Below are 16,629 nucleotides of genomic sequence, written 5' to 3'. Positions count from 1 at the left end.
CATCAGGCAGGATTGAAGGTCAAGTGCCAGCTCCCGCTCACGCCAGATAGAACAGCGCGGCAATGGCGGTGAGCATCAGCGGGCGAGGCAACGCAAGATGGGCAAGCCGGTACGCAAAACTATTAAACCCGGCCTGCTGCCATCCGCTGTCGCGTGGCGCCCGAAAACCGGTCTCAAGGTACGCGAGACCGCTCTTGGCTTGGGCGCGCATACGGCTACTCCAGACACGAAAACCGTATGTGAAATTTATAGTCGTGAGCGCTTAAGAAAGTGCTTCGAAGAAACGAACGAAGTCTAAACGGAGTGCTCCAAAACAACGCGTCCGGCCCATTGTACGGTACCGGACGCTCTGGATTCACTGAGATTTCGATCAGCTGCGGCGGAGCCGCTCGCGATCGAGGATAGCACCCGTGCAGGTCGATACCCTGAGCAGATAGACCCAGCCGCCACGGGTCGCCCGTACCTGGATGCGGCGGTTATTGGCGACGTTGAGCGAGATGTTGCTGTAGCCCTGGTCGCGGACGGCGTTGCGGATCTGCCGGTCGGTTAGCTCCAGGCAGAGCAGCGGCCGGCGAAAGCCGAAACCGTCGGTGCCGAAGCCGAACTGGAACTGCATGCTCTGCGCCTGCACGGGGAGTGCCGAAGCGCTGAGCGCCAGACCGAGCACGGCGGCGCGGATAAGCGTGGTGGCTTTCATAACGTTCTCCTTTGCGGCTCCCGAAACAAAAAAATCCCGGCCTTGTGGGGCCGGGACCTGGCGGGAGCGCGAGGGAGGATCCGGCTCCCGCCGGTAGGTGGCTCAGTAGCCCATGCTTCCGCCGCCAAAGTTGAACTGCAGCCCGACGCCAGGGCGATCGTCGCGGTCGTAGCCTCGGTCACGGCGCACCCGATCGATGTCGATCACGCGGCCGGTGCAGCGGTTGATGGTCAGAATGAAGGCCCGGCGGCCGAACTCGGCATAGACCTTCACCCGCACGCCACGGCGATCGAGGAAGCGGATGTCTTCGAAGCCGTTGCGGCGCAGGCCGCGACGGATCTCATTGTTGGTCAGGCATTCACGCTTGAACTTCCGGCCATCGCGGAGTCCGAAGGCGAAGTCGGAGCCTCCACCATTGATGCCGAAGCTGAAGCTGAACGACTGAGCCTGGACCGGCAGCGCCGTGACCGTGGCGGCGCCCAGCGTCAGAGCCACGATCGCGGCACGTCCGGACTTCAGCACGGTGTTGAGCATCGTTGTCATTTTTAGTCTCCTTGCGAGTCGCTACAGGTGCCAGGTCCACTAGCGTGCCACGACCCTAAACGTTGCATTCTTAACCAATGCGGTATCGCCCGTTCATCCTCCGTTCATGTTGCAGGCAACACGGCGGCGGAATCCCGAGTGATATCAGGCGCAAACGTTGTGAGATTGCCGAACCCCCTGCCCGGACACTGCCTACCGGCCCCAGCAAGGCGCTCCGCAATCTCGAGCGGTGGATTAGCCTCCCGCCGTTGAACGCTCGCGGAACCGTGCATTCACTTGCCGTTCACGACCGGTTGACAGGGGCCGCGGGGCGCCCTACCTCCCGCTTAACCCACCCTAAGCGGCAAGTATGCTAGAGCTTGTGAGGCGCTTGATTCGCGCCTCGGACGGAGATTTCATGGCGGCGATCGAAGACCTTTTCGGCCCTGAGGACGAGCCCCCTGCTCCGCAGCGCGCGAGCACGCCCACGCCGCCAAAAGCGTCTGCCCCTGCCTCGCCGCCGCCCAGCGTCGCCCACGCCGCCTCCTACTCCGCCGCCGACATCGAAGTGCTCGAAGGGCTGGAGCCGGTACGCCGCCGCCCCGGCATGTATATCGGCGGCACCGACGCCAACGCGCTGCACCACCTGTTCGCCGAAGTCATCGACAACTCGATGGACGAGGCTATTGCCGGTCACGCCAACCGCATCGAGGTGCACTTCGGCGAAGACGGGTTCCTAACCGTCACCGACAACGGCCGCGGCATCCCGGTCGAGAACCACCCGAAATTTCCGGGCGTGTCGACCCTCGAGATCGTCATGACGCGGCTACATGCCGGCGGCAAGTTCGACGGCAAGGCCTACGAGACCTCGGGCGGCCTGCACGGCGTTGGCGTTTCGGTGGTGAATGCGCTGTCCGACAGCCTCGTCACCGAGGTGGCGCGCGACCAGATGCTCTACCGCATCGCGTTTTCGCGCGGCAAACCGCTCGGCGGCGTCGAGACCGTGGGCAAGGTGCAGAACCGGCGCGGCACCACGCAGCGCTTCCACCCCGATCCGGAGATCTTCGGCGAGCACAAGTTCTCCGCTGCCCGCCTGTTCAAGATGACGCGCTCGAAGGCCTACCTGTTTGGTGGCGTCGAGATCCGCTGGACCTGTGACGAGAGCCTCGCCACTTCGGATGTGCCGGCCAAGGCCACCTTCCACTTCCCGGGCGGCTTGCGCGATTTCCTCGGCAACCGCATCGAGGGCGAGCCGCGCATCGCCGAGGACATCTTTTCGGGCACCATCGGCAAGCCCGGCACGCACGGCGCGGTCGAGTGGGCGGTCGCCTGGTGCCTCGGCGACGGCTTCGTCAATTCCTACTGCAACACCGTGCCGACCGGCGATGGCGGCACGCATGAGCAGGGCCTGCGCGTCGCCCTGCTCCGGGGCTTGCGCAACTACGCCGAGCTCAGCGGCAACAAGCGCGCCGCGCAGCTGACCGCCGAGGACGTACTGGTGCAGTGCTCGGCCATGCTCTCGGTATTCGTTCGCGAACCCGAGTTCGTTGGCCAGACCAAGGACAAGCTGAGTTCGCCCGAGGCCACCCGCATCGTAGATACCGCCCTCCGCGACCCGTTCGACCACTGGCTCGCCGCCTCGCCCAACCAGGCGAGCAAGCTGCTCGATTGGGCCATCGAGCGTGCCGAGGAACGGCTGCGGCGGAAGAAGGAAAAGGAAGTCGACCGCCAGTCGGCAACCCGCAAGCTCCGCCTGCCCGGCAAGCTGGCCGACTGCACGCAGTCGGCCGCCCAGGGCGCCGAGATCTTCATTGTTGAGGGCGACTCGGCCGGTGGCAGCGCCAAGTCGGCGCGCGACCGCAAGAGCCAGGCGATCCTCCCGTTGCGCGGCAAGATCCTCAACGTCGCCGGCGCCACCCGCGACAAGATACAGGCCAGCCAGGCTATCGCCGACCTGATCCAGGCGCTCGGCTGCGGTACCCGCGAGCGCTATCGCGAGGACGAGCTGCGCTACGACAAGGTCATCCTGATGACCGACGCCGACGTCGATGGCGCCCACATCGCATCGCTGCTGATGACGTTCTTCTTCCAGGAGATGCCCAAGCTCATCGAGGGCGGGCACCTCTATCTGGCGATGCCGCCGCTGTTCCGCATCAGCTCCGGCCCGAAGGTCGCCTACGCGATGAACGACGCGCACCGCGACCAGCTGCTGGCCACCGAGTTCAAGGGCAAGAAGCCGGACATCACCCGCTTCAAGGGCCTCGGCGAGATGCCCTACGTGCACCTGCGCGAGACGACCATGGACAAGAACAGCCGCACGCTGTTGCAGGTCCGCATCCGCCAGGACCTCGAGGATACGCGCGCCGCCGTCGACCGCCTGATGGGCAATCGACCCGAAGCCCGCTTCGACTTCATCCAGGAGAACGCGGCGTTCGTGACGGACCTGGACATCTAGCCAGTTCGTTCCCATCTAGCCGTTACCGCGGCAACCCCCGCGACCTATTGGCGCCGCGATTAATCACGCGGGCGCAAATCCCGTTGACTCGCAAGGGGTTTCCACTATGTTCCGGGCGCGTCGCGCGCAGCCCCGGACAGGGCGGAGTCCGGATTGGTTGCTGCAAGGCGAAGCCTGATTATCCGGCTTGTTCTTTGCGACAGTTCGTCGACCCGCACCTTCTCAAGTAGCTGCCCGTCGATCTGCCTTTCCTACTTGAGCGGACCACTGATTTGGCAAATGACTTTACCGGGCTCGGCCTCAGCGCCAAGGTGATGGATGCGGTTGCCGCCTCCGGTTACACCAAGCCCACCGATATCCAGGCGCAGGCCATCCCGCATGTTCTTCAGAAGAAGGACATCATCGGCATCGCCCAGACCGGCACCGGCAAGACCGCATCATTCGTGCTGCCGATGCTGACGTTGCTGGAAAGCGGCCGTGCCCGTGCCCGCATGCCCCGTACGTTGATCCTTGAACCGACGCGCGAACTCGCGGCGCAGGTGCACGAGAACTTCGAAAAGTACGGCAAGAACCACAAGCTCAACGTTGCGTTGCTGATCGGCGGCGTCAGCTTCGAAGACCAGAACAAGGTGCTCGATCGTGGCGCCGACGTGCTGATCGCCACCCCCGGCCGTATGCTCGACCAGTTCGAGCGCGGCAGGATCCTGCTCACCGGCGTCGACATCCTCGTCATCGACGAAGCCGATCGCATGCTCGACATGGGCTTTATCCCGGACATCGAGCGCATCTGCGGCCTGCTGCCGCCACGCCGGCAGACGCTGTTCTTCTCGGCTACCATGCCGCCCGAAATCCAGCGGCTCACCAGCCGGTTCCTCCGCGACCCGATCAAGATCGAAGTGGCGCGGCAGAACTCGACCGCCGAGACCATCGAGCAGCGCCTAGTGCGCGTCTCCGGTAAGCCTGAGGAAAAGCGCGACGCGCTGCGCCGGCTGATCCGCGACGAAGAGAACCTCAAGAACGCGATCATCTTCTGCAATCGTAAGCGAGATGTGGCGACTCTCGCCCGTTCGCTTGAGCGCCACGGCTTCTCGGCCGGAGGCCTCCACGGCGACATGGACCAGAAGAGCCGCACGGAGACGCTCGACAGCTTCAAGACTGACAAGTTGAAGCTGCTGATCGCCAGCGACGTCGCGGCCCGCGGCCTCGATATCCCGGCGGTGAGCCACGTCTTCAACTTCGACGTGCCGACCCATGCCGAAGACTACGTGCACCGCATCGGCCGAACCGGTCGTGCTGGTCGCTCGGGTGTTGCAATCACGCTGGCGACTCCGTCGGACGGCAAGTACATCGACGCCATCACCAAGCTGATCGCCAAGGACATTCCCGAGGTGAAGCTGGGCGGAGCGCCGGTCGAGCGCGCCGCGCCTCCGGCCGCCGAGGAAGGCACCGAGCCGCGTGCTCCACGCAGTGGTCGTGGCCGCCGCGGGGGCCGTGCACGTGAGAACGAGGCAGTGCCGGCCGAAGCCGCGCCGCAGGAGAACCGCGAGCCGCGTGGCCAGCATACAGAGCGCTCGCGCCGCCCGGCACACAACGACGCGCCCCGCAGCGAGGCTCCGCGTGCCGAGCGCAACCGCGGCAACGGCGCCGAGAAACCGGGTCGCGCACCGCGCAACGATCACGTGGAGGGGATCGTTGCCGATTCGCCGTTCGGTTCGGATGGCCCGATTCCGGCGTTTCTGCTCCGGAAATAGGCTCGATCAACAGACTTCGTCTGCCGATCTGCGTAGAATACCTAGCGGCCGAAGTGTTTTTACGCGCCGTTAATCCTGAAAGACAGACAATGGCGCCCGAACTACCGGCGTCGACCGGTGCTTGGGGGAACGGTGTCAGAGCAGGAATTCAGACGCGCTCTCGGTTACGCGAATTCGGCGATCGACCTGCTGAAGCGCGCGACGATTCCACCGTACCCGCAGTTTTATGAGCTGCTCTATACTTATGCGACCGGCATCAACCCGGCGCTAAACGCCCGCATCAACGCCATTTTCCGCGATGGCCACGCCAACGCCGACATCGCGGAGCGACTCTACAACGAGTTCCTCAAGGCGCAGGACGCCGACGCTCGCATCTCCAGCGTCTCCGAGCGCATGTCGCACCGCATCGTCGCCATCCATGACGCGATCGATACCGCCATGACCACCGCCAACGCCTACTCTGCAACGCTGCAGGTAGCCGGCGGCGATTTGGGGGCGGACCAGCTCGACGGTGTCCGGCTGCGCGAACTGGCTAACACTCTGCTGGCGGAAACCCGCCGCATGCAGGACGCCAACAACCTGCTCGAGATGAACCTCGCCGCCTCGCGCGACGACATCGAGGCGCTGCAGCGCGACCTCGACGACGTGCGCCGCGAGGCCCTGCTCGACCCGCTGACCAAGGTCTATAACCGCAAGGCGTTCGACGACGGCCTGCTGCGTGCAATCGGCCGGGCACAGGAGAGCGGCGACCACCTGTGCCTGATGCTGATCGACATCGACCACTTCAAGCGCTTCAACGATACGTGGGGCCACCAGACCGGCGACCAGGTGCTGCGCCTCGTTGCCATGACGCTCAAATCGAACATCAAGGGCAAGGACATCGCCGCCCGTTACGGCGGCGAAGAGTTCGCCGCGGTGCTGCCGGATACCGATCTCGAAGGCGCGATGATCCTCGCCGACAACATCCGCAAGGCAATCCAGGCCAAGGAACTGCTGAAGCGCTCGACCAACGAGAAGCTCGGCCGGGTCACCGCGTCGTTCGGCGTCGCGCTGTACCGGCCCGAAGACACGCCCTCGAGCCTGATCGAGCGCGCCGACCGCTGCCTTTACGCTGCCAAGCACCGCGGCCGTAACCTGGTGGTGGGCGAGAACGACCTCAAGGACGATGATATCGTCGCGGCCTAGGCCGTCTCCACCCCGAGCGACCGCAGCGTGTCCCAATAGCCTGGGTAGGTCTTTCCCACGCAGTCCGGGTCGAGAATGGTGATCCCGCCGATCTTCAGTGCCGCCAGCGCGAAGCTCATCGCGATGCGGTGATCCTCATAGGTCTCGATGCTGGTGCGGGCGTTACGGTGCTTCAGCTCGATCAGCCGCGGGTCCGACGACACCACCAGGTCATCGCCCTCTTCATGCGCCAGCCCTGGCCGAATCCGGTTGAGCTCGGTGGAGAGCGCCGAGATGCGATCGCATTCCTTGACCCGGAGATTGGCGATGCCGATGAAGCGCACTGGCGTCTCGTTGAACGCCGCCAGTACCGCGAGGGTCGGCACGGCGTCCTGCATCTGCGAGCCATCGATCACCGCCGGCATGCGGGGGAACATGCGGATCAGCTTCGCAGCCTCGGCGTCGGGCTGGGTGAACGCGTCCATCGGCACGCCGAGGTCGATCTTGCCGCCCGTCAGCGCTTCGGCGGCCCAGAGGTAGGTTGCAGCCGAGGCATCGGGTTCGATGTGAAAGTCCGTTGCCTGGTAGCCGGTGGGCTGGACCTTCCACGTCATCTCATCAACCTGCTCGACGCTGGCGCCGAACGCCCGCATCGCCGCGAGCGTCAGGTTCACGTAGCCGCGCGCATCGAGATCCTTGCCGGTCAGTGCCACCTCGATCGGACCTTCGCCGAATGGCGCCGCCATCAACAGCGCCGAGACGTACTGGCTGGAGAGGCCGCCATCGATCTCGACACGGCCGCTGCCGAACGAACCGGTGCCGTTGATCAGCACCGGCGGGCAGCCGGTCTCACTGGTGGCGTCGATGCCGAGGGAGCGGAGCGCGACGAGCAGCGGCTCGATCGGGCGCTTGCGCATGGCGTCGTCGCCGTCCACCACCACCCTGCCCTCGACCAGCGATACTGCGGCCGTCAGAAAGCGCGTGGCGGTGCCGGCATTGCCTAGCACCAGCGGTTCGGTCGGCGCCTTCAGCGTGCCATCGCTGGTGACGACGAAGCTGGTCGCATCCGGCTCCTCGACGCTGACGCCCATCTGGATCAGCGCCTTGGCCATCAGCGCCGTATCCTTGCTCTTCAGCGCCCCGGTGAGCCGGCTTGTCCCCTTCGCGAGCGCCGCCAGCAGCAGCGCGCGATTGGTGATCGACTTCGACCCCGGCGGCGTGACGCGGCCGACGAGCGGATGGTCAGGCGGAATGATGGTCAAAGCCTCGGGCTTTGAGGAAGCGGCGGCGGTCAATGGTGGACTCCGTCAAACAGGCGGCCGTGGCCGCACTCACTCCGGCTGCGCCGGACACATCGATATCCTGGATGGCCCGGTCCTTTGCCGGGGTGAGGTTGAAGCAAGCGGGATGGATGTAGCGCAACGCTAGTGGCGTGCCAAGCCCGGTCGCTCCGGATCAGGCGTGCTGCCGAGCCTCGGCCAATGCCTTCAGATCCGCAGGCTTCAGCTGCACGCTCTCGCCGCAGCCGCATTCGCCGGTCTGGTTCGGGTTCTTGAAGGTGAAGCCGGACTTGAGGATGTCTTCCTCGAAGTCCATCACGGTACCGAGCAGGAACAGCGTCGCCTTGGGCTCGACGAAGACGTGGACGCCCTTGTCCTCGATATGGTCGTCGCCCTTCACCGGCTCCGAGACATAAGCAAGCGTGTAGGACTGCCCGGCGCAGCCGGCATCCTTGATGCCGACGCGCACGCCCATTACCGGCGTGGCGCTGTCCTCGATGATCTCGTTGATGCGCTCGACGGCAGCATCGGTGAGGCTCATGATCTTCAAAGGCATCGGCTGCAGACCTTCATCGTAACAAGACGATATATAGACCTAACGCGTGAACTTTACCACCAGTTCAGTGCGACCTGCGCTTCCTCGCTCATGCGCGAGGCGTCCCATGGCGGATCGTAGACCATGTTGACGGTGACGTCCTGGATGCCCTCGACCGAGCGCGCCGCGTTCTCGACCCAACCCGGCATTTCGCCGGCCACGGGACAGCCCGGCGCGGTTAACGTCATGTCGATGGTGAGGTTGCGGTCGTCGTCGAGGTCGACCTTGTAGATCAGGCCCAGTTCGTAGATGTCGACCGGGATTTCCGGGTCGTAGACCGTCTTCAGCACCCCGATGAGGTCCTTGGTGATCCGCTCCACGTCCTCAGCGGGCAGTGACGCCGCGATAGTCGGCGAGATTCGCAGCGGCTCCTCCGCTGCCACCTCGACGGTGGGAGCAACGGTATCGGGAGCCAGTTCGTTCGCTTCGTCAGACATATCCAACCCTTACGCGAAAAAGCTTCGCGCCTTTTCGATGCCCTCGACCAAAGCGTCGATATCATCCTTGCCGGTATATAGGCCGAAGGAGGCCCGGCAGGTAGAGGTGACCCCAAACCTTTGCAGCAGCGGCATGGCGCAGTGCGTGCCGGCGCGCACCGCGATGCCGTAACGGTCGAGAATCGTCGAGACGTCGTGCGCGTGGGCGCCTTTGACCTCGAACGAGAAGATACCGCCTTTGCCCGGCGCAGTGCCGATCAGGCGCAGCGAATTGATCCGCTGCAGACGTTCCATCGCGTAACCGGTAAGTTCCGCTTCGTGCTCCTGCGCCGCCTCACGGCCGATCCCCTCGACATAGTCGATGGCGGCGCCGAGCCCGATCGCTTGCACGATCGGCGGCGTGCCGGCCTCGAAGCGGTGCGGCGGCTCGTTGTAAGTGACGGTGTCGCGGGTCACCACGTCGATCATCTCGCCACCGCCCTGGTAGGGCTGCATGTCGGCGAGCAGGTCATAGCGCCCGTACAGCACGCCGATACCGGTCGGGCCGTAGAGCTTGTGGCCGGTGAACACATAGAAATCGGCGCCCAGGTCCTGCACGTCCACCTTGAGGTGCACCGCACCCTGGCTGCCGTCGATCAGCACCGGGATCTTCCGCGCATGGGCAATCTCGATGATCTGCTTGATCGGCGTCACCGTGCCCAGCACGTTCGACATATGCGTGATCGCCACCATCCGCGTCTTCGGCGACAGGGCCGCCTCGAACGCATCAAGATCGAAGCTGCCGTCGTCGCGCACGTCCACCCACTTCAGCACCGCGCCCTTGCGCTCGCGATGGAAATGCCACGGCACGACGTTGGAGTGGTGCTCCATGATCGAGAGCACGATCTCGTCGCCCTCGCCGATCCGCGGATCGAGGAAGGACGCCGCGACCAGGTTGATCGCCTCGGTGGCCGAGCGGGTGAAGATGATCTCTTCAGGCCGCTTGGCATTGAGGAACCGCCGCACCGCTTCGCGCCCGCCCTCGTAGGCCTCCGTGGCCCGGTTGGCGAGCGTGTGGAGGCCGCGGTGGACGTTGGCATAGGCGTGCCTATGTGCCCAATCCATCCGGTCGAGCACCTGGTTCGGCTTCTGCGCCGACGCGCCGCTGTCGAGATAGACCAGCCGGTTCCCGTGGATCTTCTCTTCGAGGATCGGGAAATCGGCGCGGATCTGGGCGAGATCGAAGCTCATGTGCAAACCACTAGCCTCTTGCCAGCCAGTCCTCGATCACGGCCGTCAGCGCCTCGTTCAACGCCTCGTCCTCGATCGGGTCGATCAGTTCGGCGAGGAAAGCCCGAACCAGCATGGTCTCGGCGTCGGCCTTCGCGATGCCGCGGCTCACCAGGTAGAACAGCGACTCGTCGTCGAGCCGGCCACAGGTCGAGCCGTGGCCGCAGACCACGTCGTCGGCATAGATCTCGAGCTCGGGCTTGGTGAGTATCTCGGCTTCGTCCGAGAGCATCAGCCCCTGGCTCATCAGCTTGGCATCGGTCTTCTGCGCGTCGCGCGCCACCACCAGCCGGCCCTGCACCACCGCCTTCGACCGCCCACGGGCGATCGACTTGAACAACGGCTTGGACGAGGTGTGCGGCACGGCGTGCAGTGCATCCATGGTGATGTCGCTGTGCTGCCCGTCGCTGACGAGGTTGAGCCCGGTGACATCGGCGTGCGCTCCGGCGCCTTCGTAGCGCGGGAACAGCTGGGTACGGCTCAGCGCGCCGCCGGCGTTGATGATCAGGGTGCGCAACTGCGCGCCCTCGGCGAGGTGATACTCGTTCGAGGCAAAGTGCGTCGCAGTCTTGGCCGCGAGGTTCACCGTGATGTGGGTGACCTTGGCGTTCTTGCCCAGCGCCAGGTAGGTGGCGTGGTTCCCGAGGTGGGCTTCATCGCTGCCCGAATAGGTCTCGAGGATCACTGCGCTGCCGCCATCGGCAACGAAGATCTTCGCGGCGCTGGTCGAGTGACCGGCCGCGCCTTCGGTGCGACGGTCGATCTGGATCACCGGATCGACGGACCCGTCGAGATCGAGCGTCAGGCACTCCTTGGTCAGCGCCATGTTGAGACGCGTAACCACATCGTCACGGGTGTCGAGTACGCCACCCGCCGCCTTGCCGACGATGACGCCGGCCGGGGCCGTGCCGGTCTCCTGCACCACACCATTGGCGATCATCAGCTGATAGGCACCGGCGACGCGCAGCGCCGGAGCACTCGCCTCGGTGGCAGCACCCGCCAGTTCGGGAACCGAGCGCAGCAACTGCTTCAGGTCGGTATAATGATAGGCCTCAACGCGGCGCGTTGGCAGACCGGCACCAGTCAGGCGCTCGGCCTCCGCGACCGCACCGGCGGCGGCGAGCTGGTCGATGAGCTTCAGTTCAGCCGGCCCGAGCCGGACGGGAACATGCATGGTCATTGGTCCTTACGCCGCCGCTTCGTCGAAGCCGGCATAGCCCTTGGCTTCGAGTTCCAGCGCCAGCTCCTTGCCGCCGCTCTCCACCACCTTGCCGTCCGAGAACACGTGCACGACATCCGGCACGATGTGGTTGAGCAGGCGCTGGTAGTGGGTGATCACCAGCATCGAGCGGTCCGGCGAGCGGAGCGCGTTGACGCCCTCGGACACTACCTTGAGCGCGTCGATGTCGAGGCCGGAATCGGTCTCGTCGAGAATGCACATCTTGGGCTTCAGCAGCGCCATCTGCAGGATCTCGGCGCGCTTCTTCTCGCCACCGGAGAACCCGACATTGAGGGCGCGCTTCAGCATGTCGCTGTCGATGTGCAGCGATGCGCCGGCTTCCTTCACCGCCCGCATGAAGTCGGGAGTGGAGAGCTCGCCTTCGCCATTGGCCTTGCGCTTGGCATTCAGCGCCGCCTTGAGGAACGTCATGGTCGCGACGCCCGGGATTTCGATCGGGTACTGGAAGGCAAGGAACAGTCCGGCCGTGGCACGGTCCGACGACTCCATCTCGAGGATGTTGACGCCGTCGAGCAGCACTTCGCCGCCGGTGACCTCATAGTCCTCCTTGCCCGCCAGCACATAGCTGAGCGTCGACTTGCCCGAGCCGTTGCGCCCCATGATCGCGTGCACTTCGCCCTTGGGAACGACGAGGTTCACGCCTTTGAGGATCTCGCGTTCCTCGATGCGGACGGTGAGGTCGCGGATTTCGAGCATGGGGGTGGTCATTTCTCTGTGCCTTCTGCGCCGGGTTCGCCGTCCCAATAGTCGAGGCCATTGCCCAGACGATCGAGGTGGCGGACGGTGGACTTGTCGTAGGGGTTGCGGGTGGAGCGGCTGAACACGCCGAACTTGCCCGAGTCAGGGTATTCGCAGACGTCTGCGATCGACATCGTCGAGATGCCGTAATAGCGGAGCGGGCCCGAGCCCGTATTGATGATCTGGTGCGCCGTCTCGTGCCCGCCGGCCGGGGCGCCGAGCACATCGCCAGCCTTGATCGGATAGCTATCCGGACCGAACCGATACGTGCCCTCGCCTTCGAGGATGATGAACATCTCATCCTCGACGTGATGGTTGTGGAACGGGCAGGCCGACTTGCCAGCCGGCACCTCGGTATAGCTGATCCCGAGGTCACGGACCCCGATCATCGGCCCGATCCGGGCGTCGGACGCCTCGTAGAGAGAACCCTTCACCTCGTGATTGAGGTCGAGATCGGCAATGTTCACGATCGGCCTGCTCACGACTGGCGCCCCATGTCTTGGCTGGGTCTCTGGCGCACCCTGCCCGACTTGTAGTCGTCCACGGTGTGGTTCTTGTCGCCCTTCTGATAGGCGAGCGTCAGGAACGCCGTCATGCCGATCGACGACAGCACGATCAGGATGATGAAGCCGATCATCGGCTGCCGGAACGCGAACGAGGCGACGACCAGCCCGATGGCGCCCAGCACCATTGAGCCCACGAACGACCAGACCACCAGCCAGCCCTCACGGCTGACCGGACCCATCCGATTGGCGTTGACCTCGGTGACCGGAAACCGGCGCGCGAACCAGTACTTGGCCATCAGCCGACGCTGCCCTCGAGCGAGATCGAGATCAGCTTCTGCGTCTCGACCATGAACTCCATCGGCAGGTGCTGCAGCACGTCGCGGACGAACCCGTTGACGATCAGCGCCACAGCTTCCTCTTCCGAGAGGCCGCGCTGCTGGCAGTAGAACATCTGATCGTCCGAGATCTTCGACGTCGTCGCTTCGTGCTCGAACACCGCCGTTGCGTTGCGGCTTTCGATGTACGGCACGGTGTGCGCGCCGCACTTGTCGCCGATCAGCAAGCTGTCGCACTGGGTGAAGTTGCGCGCGCCCTTGGCTTTGGCGTGAGCCGAAACCTGCCCGCGATACGTGTTGTCCGAAAAGCCCGCCGCGATGCCCTTGGAGATGATCCGGCTCGTGGTGTTCTTGCCCAAATGCAGCATCTTGGTGCCGCTATCGACCTGCTGATAGCCGTTGGAGATGGCGATCGAGTAGAACTCGCCCGACGAGTTGTCACCGCGCAGGATGCAGCTCGGGTACTTCCAGGTGATCGCCGAGCCGGTTTCGACCTGCGTCCAGCTGATCTTCGAGCGGTCGCCGCGGCAATCGCCGCGCTTGGTGACGAAGTTGTAGACGCCGCCCTTGCCGTTCTTGTCGCCAGGGAACCAGTTCTGCACCGTCGAGTACTTGATCTCGGCGTCGGCGAGCGCGACGAGCTCGACCACCGCCGCATGCAGCTGGTGTTCGTTGCGGGCCGGTGCCGTGCAGCCTTCGAGGTACGAAACGTAAGCGCCCTCGTCGGCGATCAGCAGGGTGCGCTCGAACTGGCCGGTCTTGGCTTCGTTGATGCGGAAATAGGTCGAGAGCTCCATCGGGCAGCGGACGCCCTTGGGGATGTAGCAGAACGAGCCGTCGGTGAAGACGGCGGAGTTCAGCGTCGCGTAGTAATTGTCGGACACCGGCACGACGGAGCCGAGGTACTGCTTCACCAGGTCCGGGTACTCGCGGATCGCCTCCGAGATCGAGCAGAAGATGATGCCCATCTTCTCGAGCTCGGCGCGGAACGTCGTGCCGACCGAAACGGAGTCGATCACGGCATCCACGGCAACCTTCGGCTGCTCGATGCCCGCGAGAAGCTCACGCTCCTTCAGCGGCACGCCGAGCTTCTCGTACATCTCGAGCAGCGCCGGATCGATCTCGTCGAGGCTCTTGGGCCGGTTCGAGCTCTTGGGCGCCGCGTAGTAGTACATGTCCTGGAAGTCGATCTTGGGGTAGTGCACCTTGGCCCAGGTCGGCTCGTCCATGGTCAGCCAGCGCTTGTAGGCGTCGAGCCGCCACTCCAGCATCCACTCCGGCTCGCCCTTCTTGGCGGAGATGAAGCGGATGGTGTCCTCGTTGAGGCCCTTGGGCGCCTTGTCGACTTCGATGTCGGTTTCGAACCCGTACTTGTACTTGTCGACATCGAGCGCGAGCACCTTCTCGACGGTGTCTCCCTCGATCTCTTCCTTCAAAGTCGGGATATCGTAACGGGCCATTGTCTTCTTCCTATGCTGCGACGCGGCGGGACTTGTGACGGCCAACCACTTCGCCAAAACCTCTGAGATAAGCCTCGACGTCCTCGATCGTGGAGGACCAGCCGAAACTCACCCGCATTGCGCACTCACTCAACTCGGCCGGCACGCCCATCGCAGCCAGCACATGGCTCGGGCCGACCTTCCCGGAGGAGCAGGCGGAACCCGACGAGACGGCAAGACCCAGGAGGTCGAGCCCCATCATCGCCACCGCATTCTTCAGCCCCGGCACCGCGAAATTCGTCACGTTGCCGATCCGGTCGGCGTTCTCACCGAAGACAACGAGGTCGGGCGCAATCAGTCGCATCCCATCCTCAGCGGTACGCACCAACTCGCTCACGTTCGCTGCATAGAAGCGTTCGGCGAACACTTCAGCCGCTGCGCCGAAACCTGCGATCGCCGCGCCCGACTCTGTGCCGCCCCGACGTCCGCTTTCCTGGCCGCCGCCCGGGATCAACCGGACCTGGTCGGCGTGACCCTTCATCAGCAACGCGCCGATCCCGGCCGAAGCGCCGATCTTGTGGCCGCTCACTGCCATCATATCGGGTGCGCGGGAACTGAATTCGAGCCCCACCTTGCCAAACCCCTGCACCGCATCGACAAAAAGATAATGTGGGCTCGGGCCCACCAGCACCTCGATACGATCGACCGGCTGGATCACGCCGGTCTCGTTGTTGACGAGGTGCACTGCGACCAGCACGCGCATCCCGACGAGGTCCGCCGCAGCCAAAGCCGCCGCGATCTCCTCGACCTTGATCACTCCATCGGCATCGAGGCCGATCTTCTTCACCGGCAGCCCAGTCGCCTCAGCTGCCTTCAGGACCGCCGCGTGCTCGCCTTCCGACACTACGAGGGCATCGACATTGAACGCCTTGGCGCCGCCGACGATCGCCTGGGTGATGGCCTCCGTGGCTGATCCGGTGAACACCACCTGGTCACGCTCGGCGCCCGCCAGCCGCGCCACCTGTGCGCGAGCCTTGTCGATGACGGCGCGGAGCGCCCTGCCCTGGGCATGCACGGATGAGGGGTTGCCGACGAGGTCCAGCGCACCAATATGGGCGGCACGCGCCTCCGGCAGAAGCGGCGCCGACGCATTGTGATCGAGATAGATCGACTGTCGCGTCATGAACCCAAGGCTCGCCTGATCTGTTCCGAATGCAGGCTGCGACGCCGAGGCGCTCGCAGGAGCCCGAAACAATTCTTGAAATCGGGCGCTCACTTTCTCTACAAGGAGCGCTCACTAGCAACCGGAACTGCCGCCTGCGAAAACCCAGTTTAGAATTATTCGAAACTGGACTTTTCGACCCATGTTTTAGGGAGCGGCGCACCATTCGTCAAGCCGAGAGACCGGCCCGGGCGCGAGCATCAGCTATGCGCCTTAGTGTCCGGCGGGGCCCAAGGAAACGACGTTATGCCAGAAGTCATCTTCAACGGACCTGAGGGCCGCCTCGAAGGCCGCTACCAGCAGGGCAAGGACCCCAACGCCCCGATCGCCATCGTTCTGCATCCGCATCCACAGTTCGGCGGCACGATGAACAATCAGATCGTCTACAACCTGTTCTACATGTTCGCGCAGCGCGGTTTCTCGGTGCTGCGTTTCAACTCACGCGGCGTCGGCCGCTCGCAGGGCCTGTTCGATCACGGCATCGGCGAACTCAGCGATGCCGCGGCGGCGCTCGATTGGCTGCAGAGCCTCAACCGTGAGTCGCGCGGCTGCTGGATCGCCGGTTTCTCGTTCGGCGCGTGGATCGGCATGCAGCTGCTGATGCGCCGCCCCGAGGTTGAAGGCTTCATCTCGGTGAGCCCGCCGGAAAACCTCTACGACTTCTCGTTCCTCGCCCCCTGCCCGTCCTCGGGCCTGATCATCCATGGCGACAAGGACCGCGTCGCGCCGCCGCAATCGGTGCAGAAGCTGGTCGACAAGCTGAAGACGCAGAAGGGCATCACCATCGAGCAGCAGCAGGTGGAGGGTGCCAATCACTTCTACGAAGGCAAGATCGACGAACTGACCGAACGCTGCGCCGACTATCTTGACCGGCGCCGCGCGGAAATCGCGGCGGGCAAGGGGCGCTAGCCATACGCCCCGGACCTCCTCCTTCGGAAGGCTCGGGATGAGGTCCTCATGGGGGTGGCGTGCCCCCATG

17 protein-coding genes are annotated in these 16,629 nt (G+C 64.5%); 4 read left to right on the top strand and 13 right to left on the bottom strand.

Features of this window, described 5'->3' with window-relative positions; all coding sequences use genetic code 11:
* Window positions 1-37 precede the first annotated feature (37 nt).
* The 3 genes from AC1DV8_RS12475 to AC1DV8_RS12465 all read right to left on the bottom strand — a co-directional run bounded on the left by AC1DV8_RS12475 (window position 38) and on the right by AC1DV8_RS12465 (window position 1,240).
* The gene (locus tag AC1DV8_RS12475; RefSeq protein ID WP_477149470.1) at window positions 38-211 is read right to left on the bottom strand and encodes a hypothetical protein; all 174 of its coding nucleotides are present in this window, start codon (window positions 209-211) and stop codon (window positions 38-40) included.
* Window positions 212-370: 159 nt separating this feature from the next.
* Window positions 371-697 carry a hypothetical protein gene (locus AC1DV8_RS12470; RefSeq protein ID WP_477149471.1) on the bottom strand — a complete coding sequence of 109 codons (327 nt, stop codon included), beginning with the start codon at window positions 695-697 and terminating at the stop codon, window positions 371-373.
* A gap of 102 nt (window positions 698-799) precedes the next feature.
* Window positions 800-1,240 carry a hypothetical protein gene (locus tag AC1DV8_RS12465; RefSeq protein ID WP_477157673.1) on the bottom strand — a complete coding sequence of 147 codons (441 nt, stop codon included), beginning with the start codon at window positions 1,238-1,240 and terminating at the stop codon, window positions 800-802.
* A gap of 397 nt (window positions 1,241-1,637) precedes the next feature.
* On the opposite strand from AC1DV8_RS12465, the gene parE reads away from it, so the two are divergent.
* The 3 genes from parE to AC1DV8_RS12450 all read left to right on the top strand — a co-directional run bounded on the left by parE (window position 1,638) and on the right by AC1DV8_RS12450 (window position 6,610).
* Window positions 1,638-3,674 (top strand): DNA topoisomerase IV subunit B, encoded by a 2,037-nt coding sequence (parE, locus tag AC1DV8_RS12460; RefSeq protein WP_477157672.1) that lies wholly within the window; start codon window positions 1,638-1,640, stop codon window positions 3,672-3,674.
* A 314-nt stretch (window positions 3,675-3,988) separates the two neighbouring features.
* Window positions 3,989-5,425, top strand: coding sequence for a DEAD/DEAH box helicase (locus tag AC1DV8_RS12455; RefSeq protein WP_477149741.1), 1,437 nt, complete (start codon window positions 3,989-3,991; stop codon window positions 5,423-5,425).
* Between the two features lie 132 nt (window positions 5,426-5,557).
* A complete protein-coding gene (locus AC1DV8_RS12450) occupies window positions 5,558-6,610 on the top strand; it encodes a GGDEF domain-containing protein (RefSeq protein WP_477149474.1) in 1,053 nt (350 codons plus the stop codon).
* Here AC1DV8_RS12450 and AC1DV8_RS12445 read toward each other — a convergent pair.
* The 10 genes from AC1DV8_RS12445 to AC1DV8_RS12400 form a co-directional block, all read right to left on the bottom strand.
* On the bottom strand, window positions 6,607-7,884 hold the full coding sequence (locus tag AC1DV8_RS12445) for a 3-phosphoshikimate 1-carboxyvinyltransferase (RefSeq protein ID WP_477157671.1): 1,278 nt from the start codon (window positions 7,882-7,884) through the stop codon (window positions 6,607-6,609). The two genes, AC1DV8_RS12450 and AC1DV8_RS12445, sit on opposite strands and share 4 nt — an antisense overlap.
* A 160-nt stretch (window positions 7,885-8,044) precedes the next feature.
* Window positions 8,045-8,425, bottom strand: coding sequence for a HesB/IscA family protein (locus AC1DV8_RS12440; RefSeq protein WP_477149476.1), 381 nt, complete (start codon window positions 8,423-8,425; stop codon window positions 8,045-8,047).
* A gap of 53 nt (window positions 8,426-8,478) precedes the next feature.
* Window positions 8,479-8,901 (bottom strand): SUF system Fe-S cluster assembly protein, encoded by a 423-nt coding sequence (locus AC1DV8_RS12435; protein ID WP_477157670.1) that lies wholly within the window; start codon window positions 8,899-8,901, stop codon window positions 8,479-8,481.
* A 9-nt stretch (window positions 8,902-8,910) separates the two neighbouring features.
* Window positions 8,911-10,131 (bottom strand): cysteine desulfurase, encoded by a 1,221-nt coding sequence (locus AC1DV8_RS12430; RefSeq protein WP_477157669.1) that lies wholly within the window; start codon window positions 10,129-10,131, stop codon window positions 8,911-8,913.
* A gap of 10 nt (window positions 10,132-10,141) precedes the next feature.
* Window positions 10,142-11,344 carry a Fe-S cluster assembly protein SufD gene (gene sufD, locus AC1DV8_RS12425; RefSeq protein WP_477157668.1) on the bottom strand — a complete coding sequence of 401 codons (1,203 nt, stop codon included), beginning with the start codon at window positions 11,342-11,344 and terminating at the stop codon, window positions 10,142-10,144.
* A 12-nt stretch (window positions 11,345-11,356) separates the two neighbouring features.
* Window positions 11,357-12,106, bottom strand: a complete 750-nt coding sequence (sufC, locus tag AC1DV8_RS12420; protein WP_477157699.1) for a Fe-S cluster assembly ATPase SufC — start codon at window positions 12,104-12,106, stop codon at window positions 11,357-11,359.
* 8 nt (window positions 12,107-12,114) lie between these two features.
* Window positions 12,115-12,630 (bottom strand): cupin domain-containing protein, encoded by a 516-nt coding sequence (locus AC1DV8_RS12415; RefSeq protein WP_477149480.1) that lies wholly within the window; start codon window positions 12,628-12,630, stop codon window positions 12,115-12,117.
* Window positions 12,627-12,950: a hypothetical protein gene (locus AC1DV8_RS12410; RefSeq protein WP_477149481.1), complete on the bottom strand. Its 324-nt coding sequence runs from the start codon at window positions 12,948-12,950 to the stop codon at window positions 12,627-12,629. The genes AC1DV8_RS12415 and AC1DV8_RS12410 overlap by 4 nt, the downstream gene beginning before the upstream one ends.
* A complete protein-coding gene (gene sufB, locus AC1DV8_RS12405) occupies window positions 12,950-14,449 on the bottom strand; it encodes a Fe-S cluster assembly protein SufB (RefSeq protein WP_477149482.1) in 1,500 nt (499 codons plus the stop codon). Before sufB ends, AC1DV8_RS12410 begins: the two co-directional genes overlap by 1 nt.
* A 10-nt stretch (window positions 14,450-14,459) precedes the next feature.
* On the bottom strand, window positions 14,460-15,611 hold the full coding sequence (locus tag AC1DV8_RS12400) for a cysteine desulfurase family protein (RefSeq protein WP_477157667.1): 1,152 nt from the start codon (window positions 15,609-15,611) through the stop codon (window positions 14,460-14,462).
* A gap of 285 nt (window positions 15,612-15,896) precedes the next feature.
* Here AC1DV8_RS12400 and AC1DV8_RS12395 point away from each other — a divergent pair, with 285 nt between their 5' ends.
* On the top strand, window positions 15,897-16,559 hold the full coding sequence (locus AC1DV8_RS12395; RefSeq protein WP_055049272.1) for an alpha/beta hydrolase: 663 nt from the start codon (window positions 15,897-15,899) through the stop codon (window positions 16,557-16,559).
* Window positions 16,560-16,629: the final 70 nt, after the last annotated feature.

It is taken from the genome of Devosia sp. P3_B2, assembly GCF_056402875.1.
The sequence above is the reverse complement of the archived record's forward strand: the minus strand, read 5'-3'. Positions and strand labels throughout refer to the sequence as shown.

Bases quoted from the DNA above. Each gene is read 5' to 3' on its own strand.
- AC1DV8_RS12430 (WP_477157669.1), bottom strand. From the start codon at position 10,131: ATGAGCTTCGATCTCGCCCAGATCCGCGCCGATTTCCCGATCCTCGAA.
- AC1DV8_RS12410 (WP_477149481.1), bottom strand. From the start codon at position 12,950: ATGGCCAAGTACTGGTTCGCGCGCCGGTTTCCGGTCACCGAGGTCAAC.
- AC1DV8_RS12455 (WP_477149741.1), top strand. From the start codon at position 3,989: ATGGATGCGGTTGCCGCCTCCGGTTACACCAAGCCCACCGATATCCAG.
- AC1DV8_RS12470 (WP_477149471.1), bottom strand. From the start codon at position 697: ATGAAAGCCACCACGCTTATCCGCGCCGCCGTGCTCGGTCTGGCGCTC.
- parE (WP_477157672.1), top strand. From the start codon at position 1,638: ATGGCGGCGATCGAAGACCTTTTCGGCCCTGAGGACGAGCCCCCTGCT.
- AC1DV8_RS12475 (WP_477149470.1), bottom strand. From the start codon at position 211: ATGCGCGCCCAAGCCAAGAGCGGTCTCGCGTACCTTGAGACCGGTTTT.
- AC1DV8_RS12400 (WP_477157667.1), bottom strand. From the start codon at position 15,611: ATGACGCGACAGTCGATCTATCTCGATCACAATGCGTCGGCGCCGCTT.
- AC1DV8_RS12465 (WP_477157673.1), bottom strand. From the start codon at position 1,240: ATGACAACGATGCTCAACACCGTGCTGAAGTCCGGACGTGCCGCGATC.
- AC1DV8_RS12395 (WP_055049272.1), top strand. From the start codon at position 15,897: ATGCCAGAAGTCATCTTCAACGGACCTGAGGGCCGCCTCGAAGGCCGC.
- AC1DV8_RS12440 (WP_477149476.1), bottom strand. From the start codon at position 8,425: ATGCCTTTGAAGATCATGAGCCTCACCGATGCTGCCGTCGAGCGCATC.
- sufC (WP_477157699.1), bottom strand. From the start codon at position 12,106: ATGCTCGAAATCCGCGACCTCACCGTCCGCATCGAGGAACGCGAGATC.
- sufB (WP_477149482.1), bottom strand. From the start codon at position 14,449: ATGGCCCGTTACGATATCCCGACTTTGAAGGAAGAGATCGAGGGAGAC.
- sufD (WP_477157668.1), bottom strand. From the start codon at position 11,344: ATGCATGTTCCCGTCCGGCTCGGGCCGGCTGAACTGAAGCTCATCGAC.
- AC1DV8_RS12435 (WP_477157670.1), bottom strand. From the start codon at position 8,901: ATGTCTGACGAAGCGAACGAACTGGCTCCCGATACCGTTGCTCCCACC.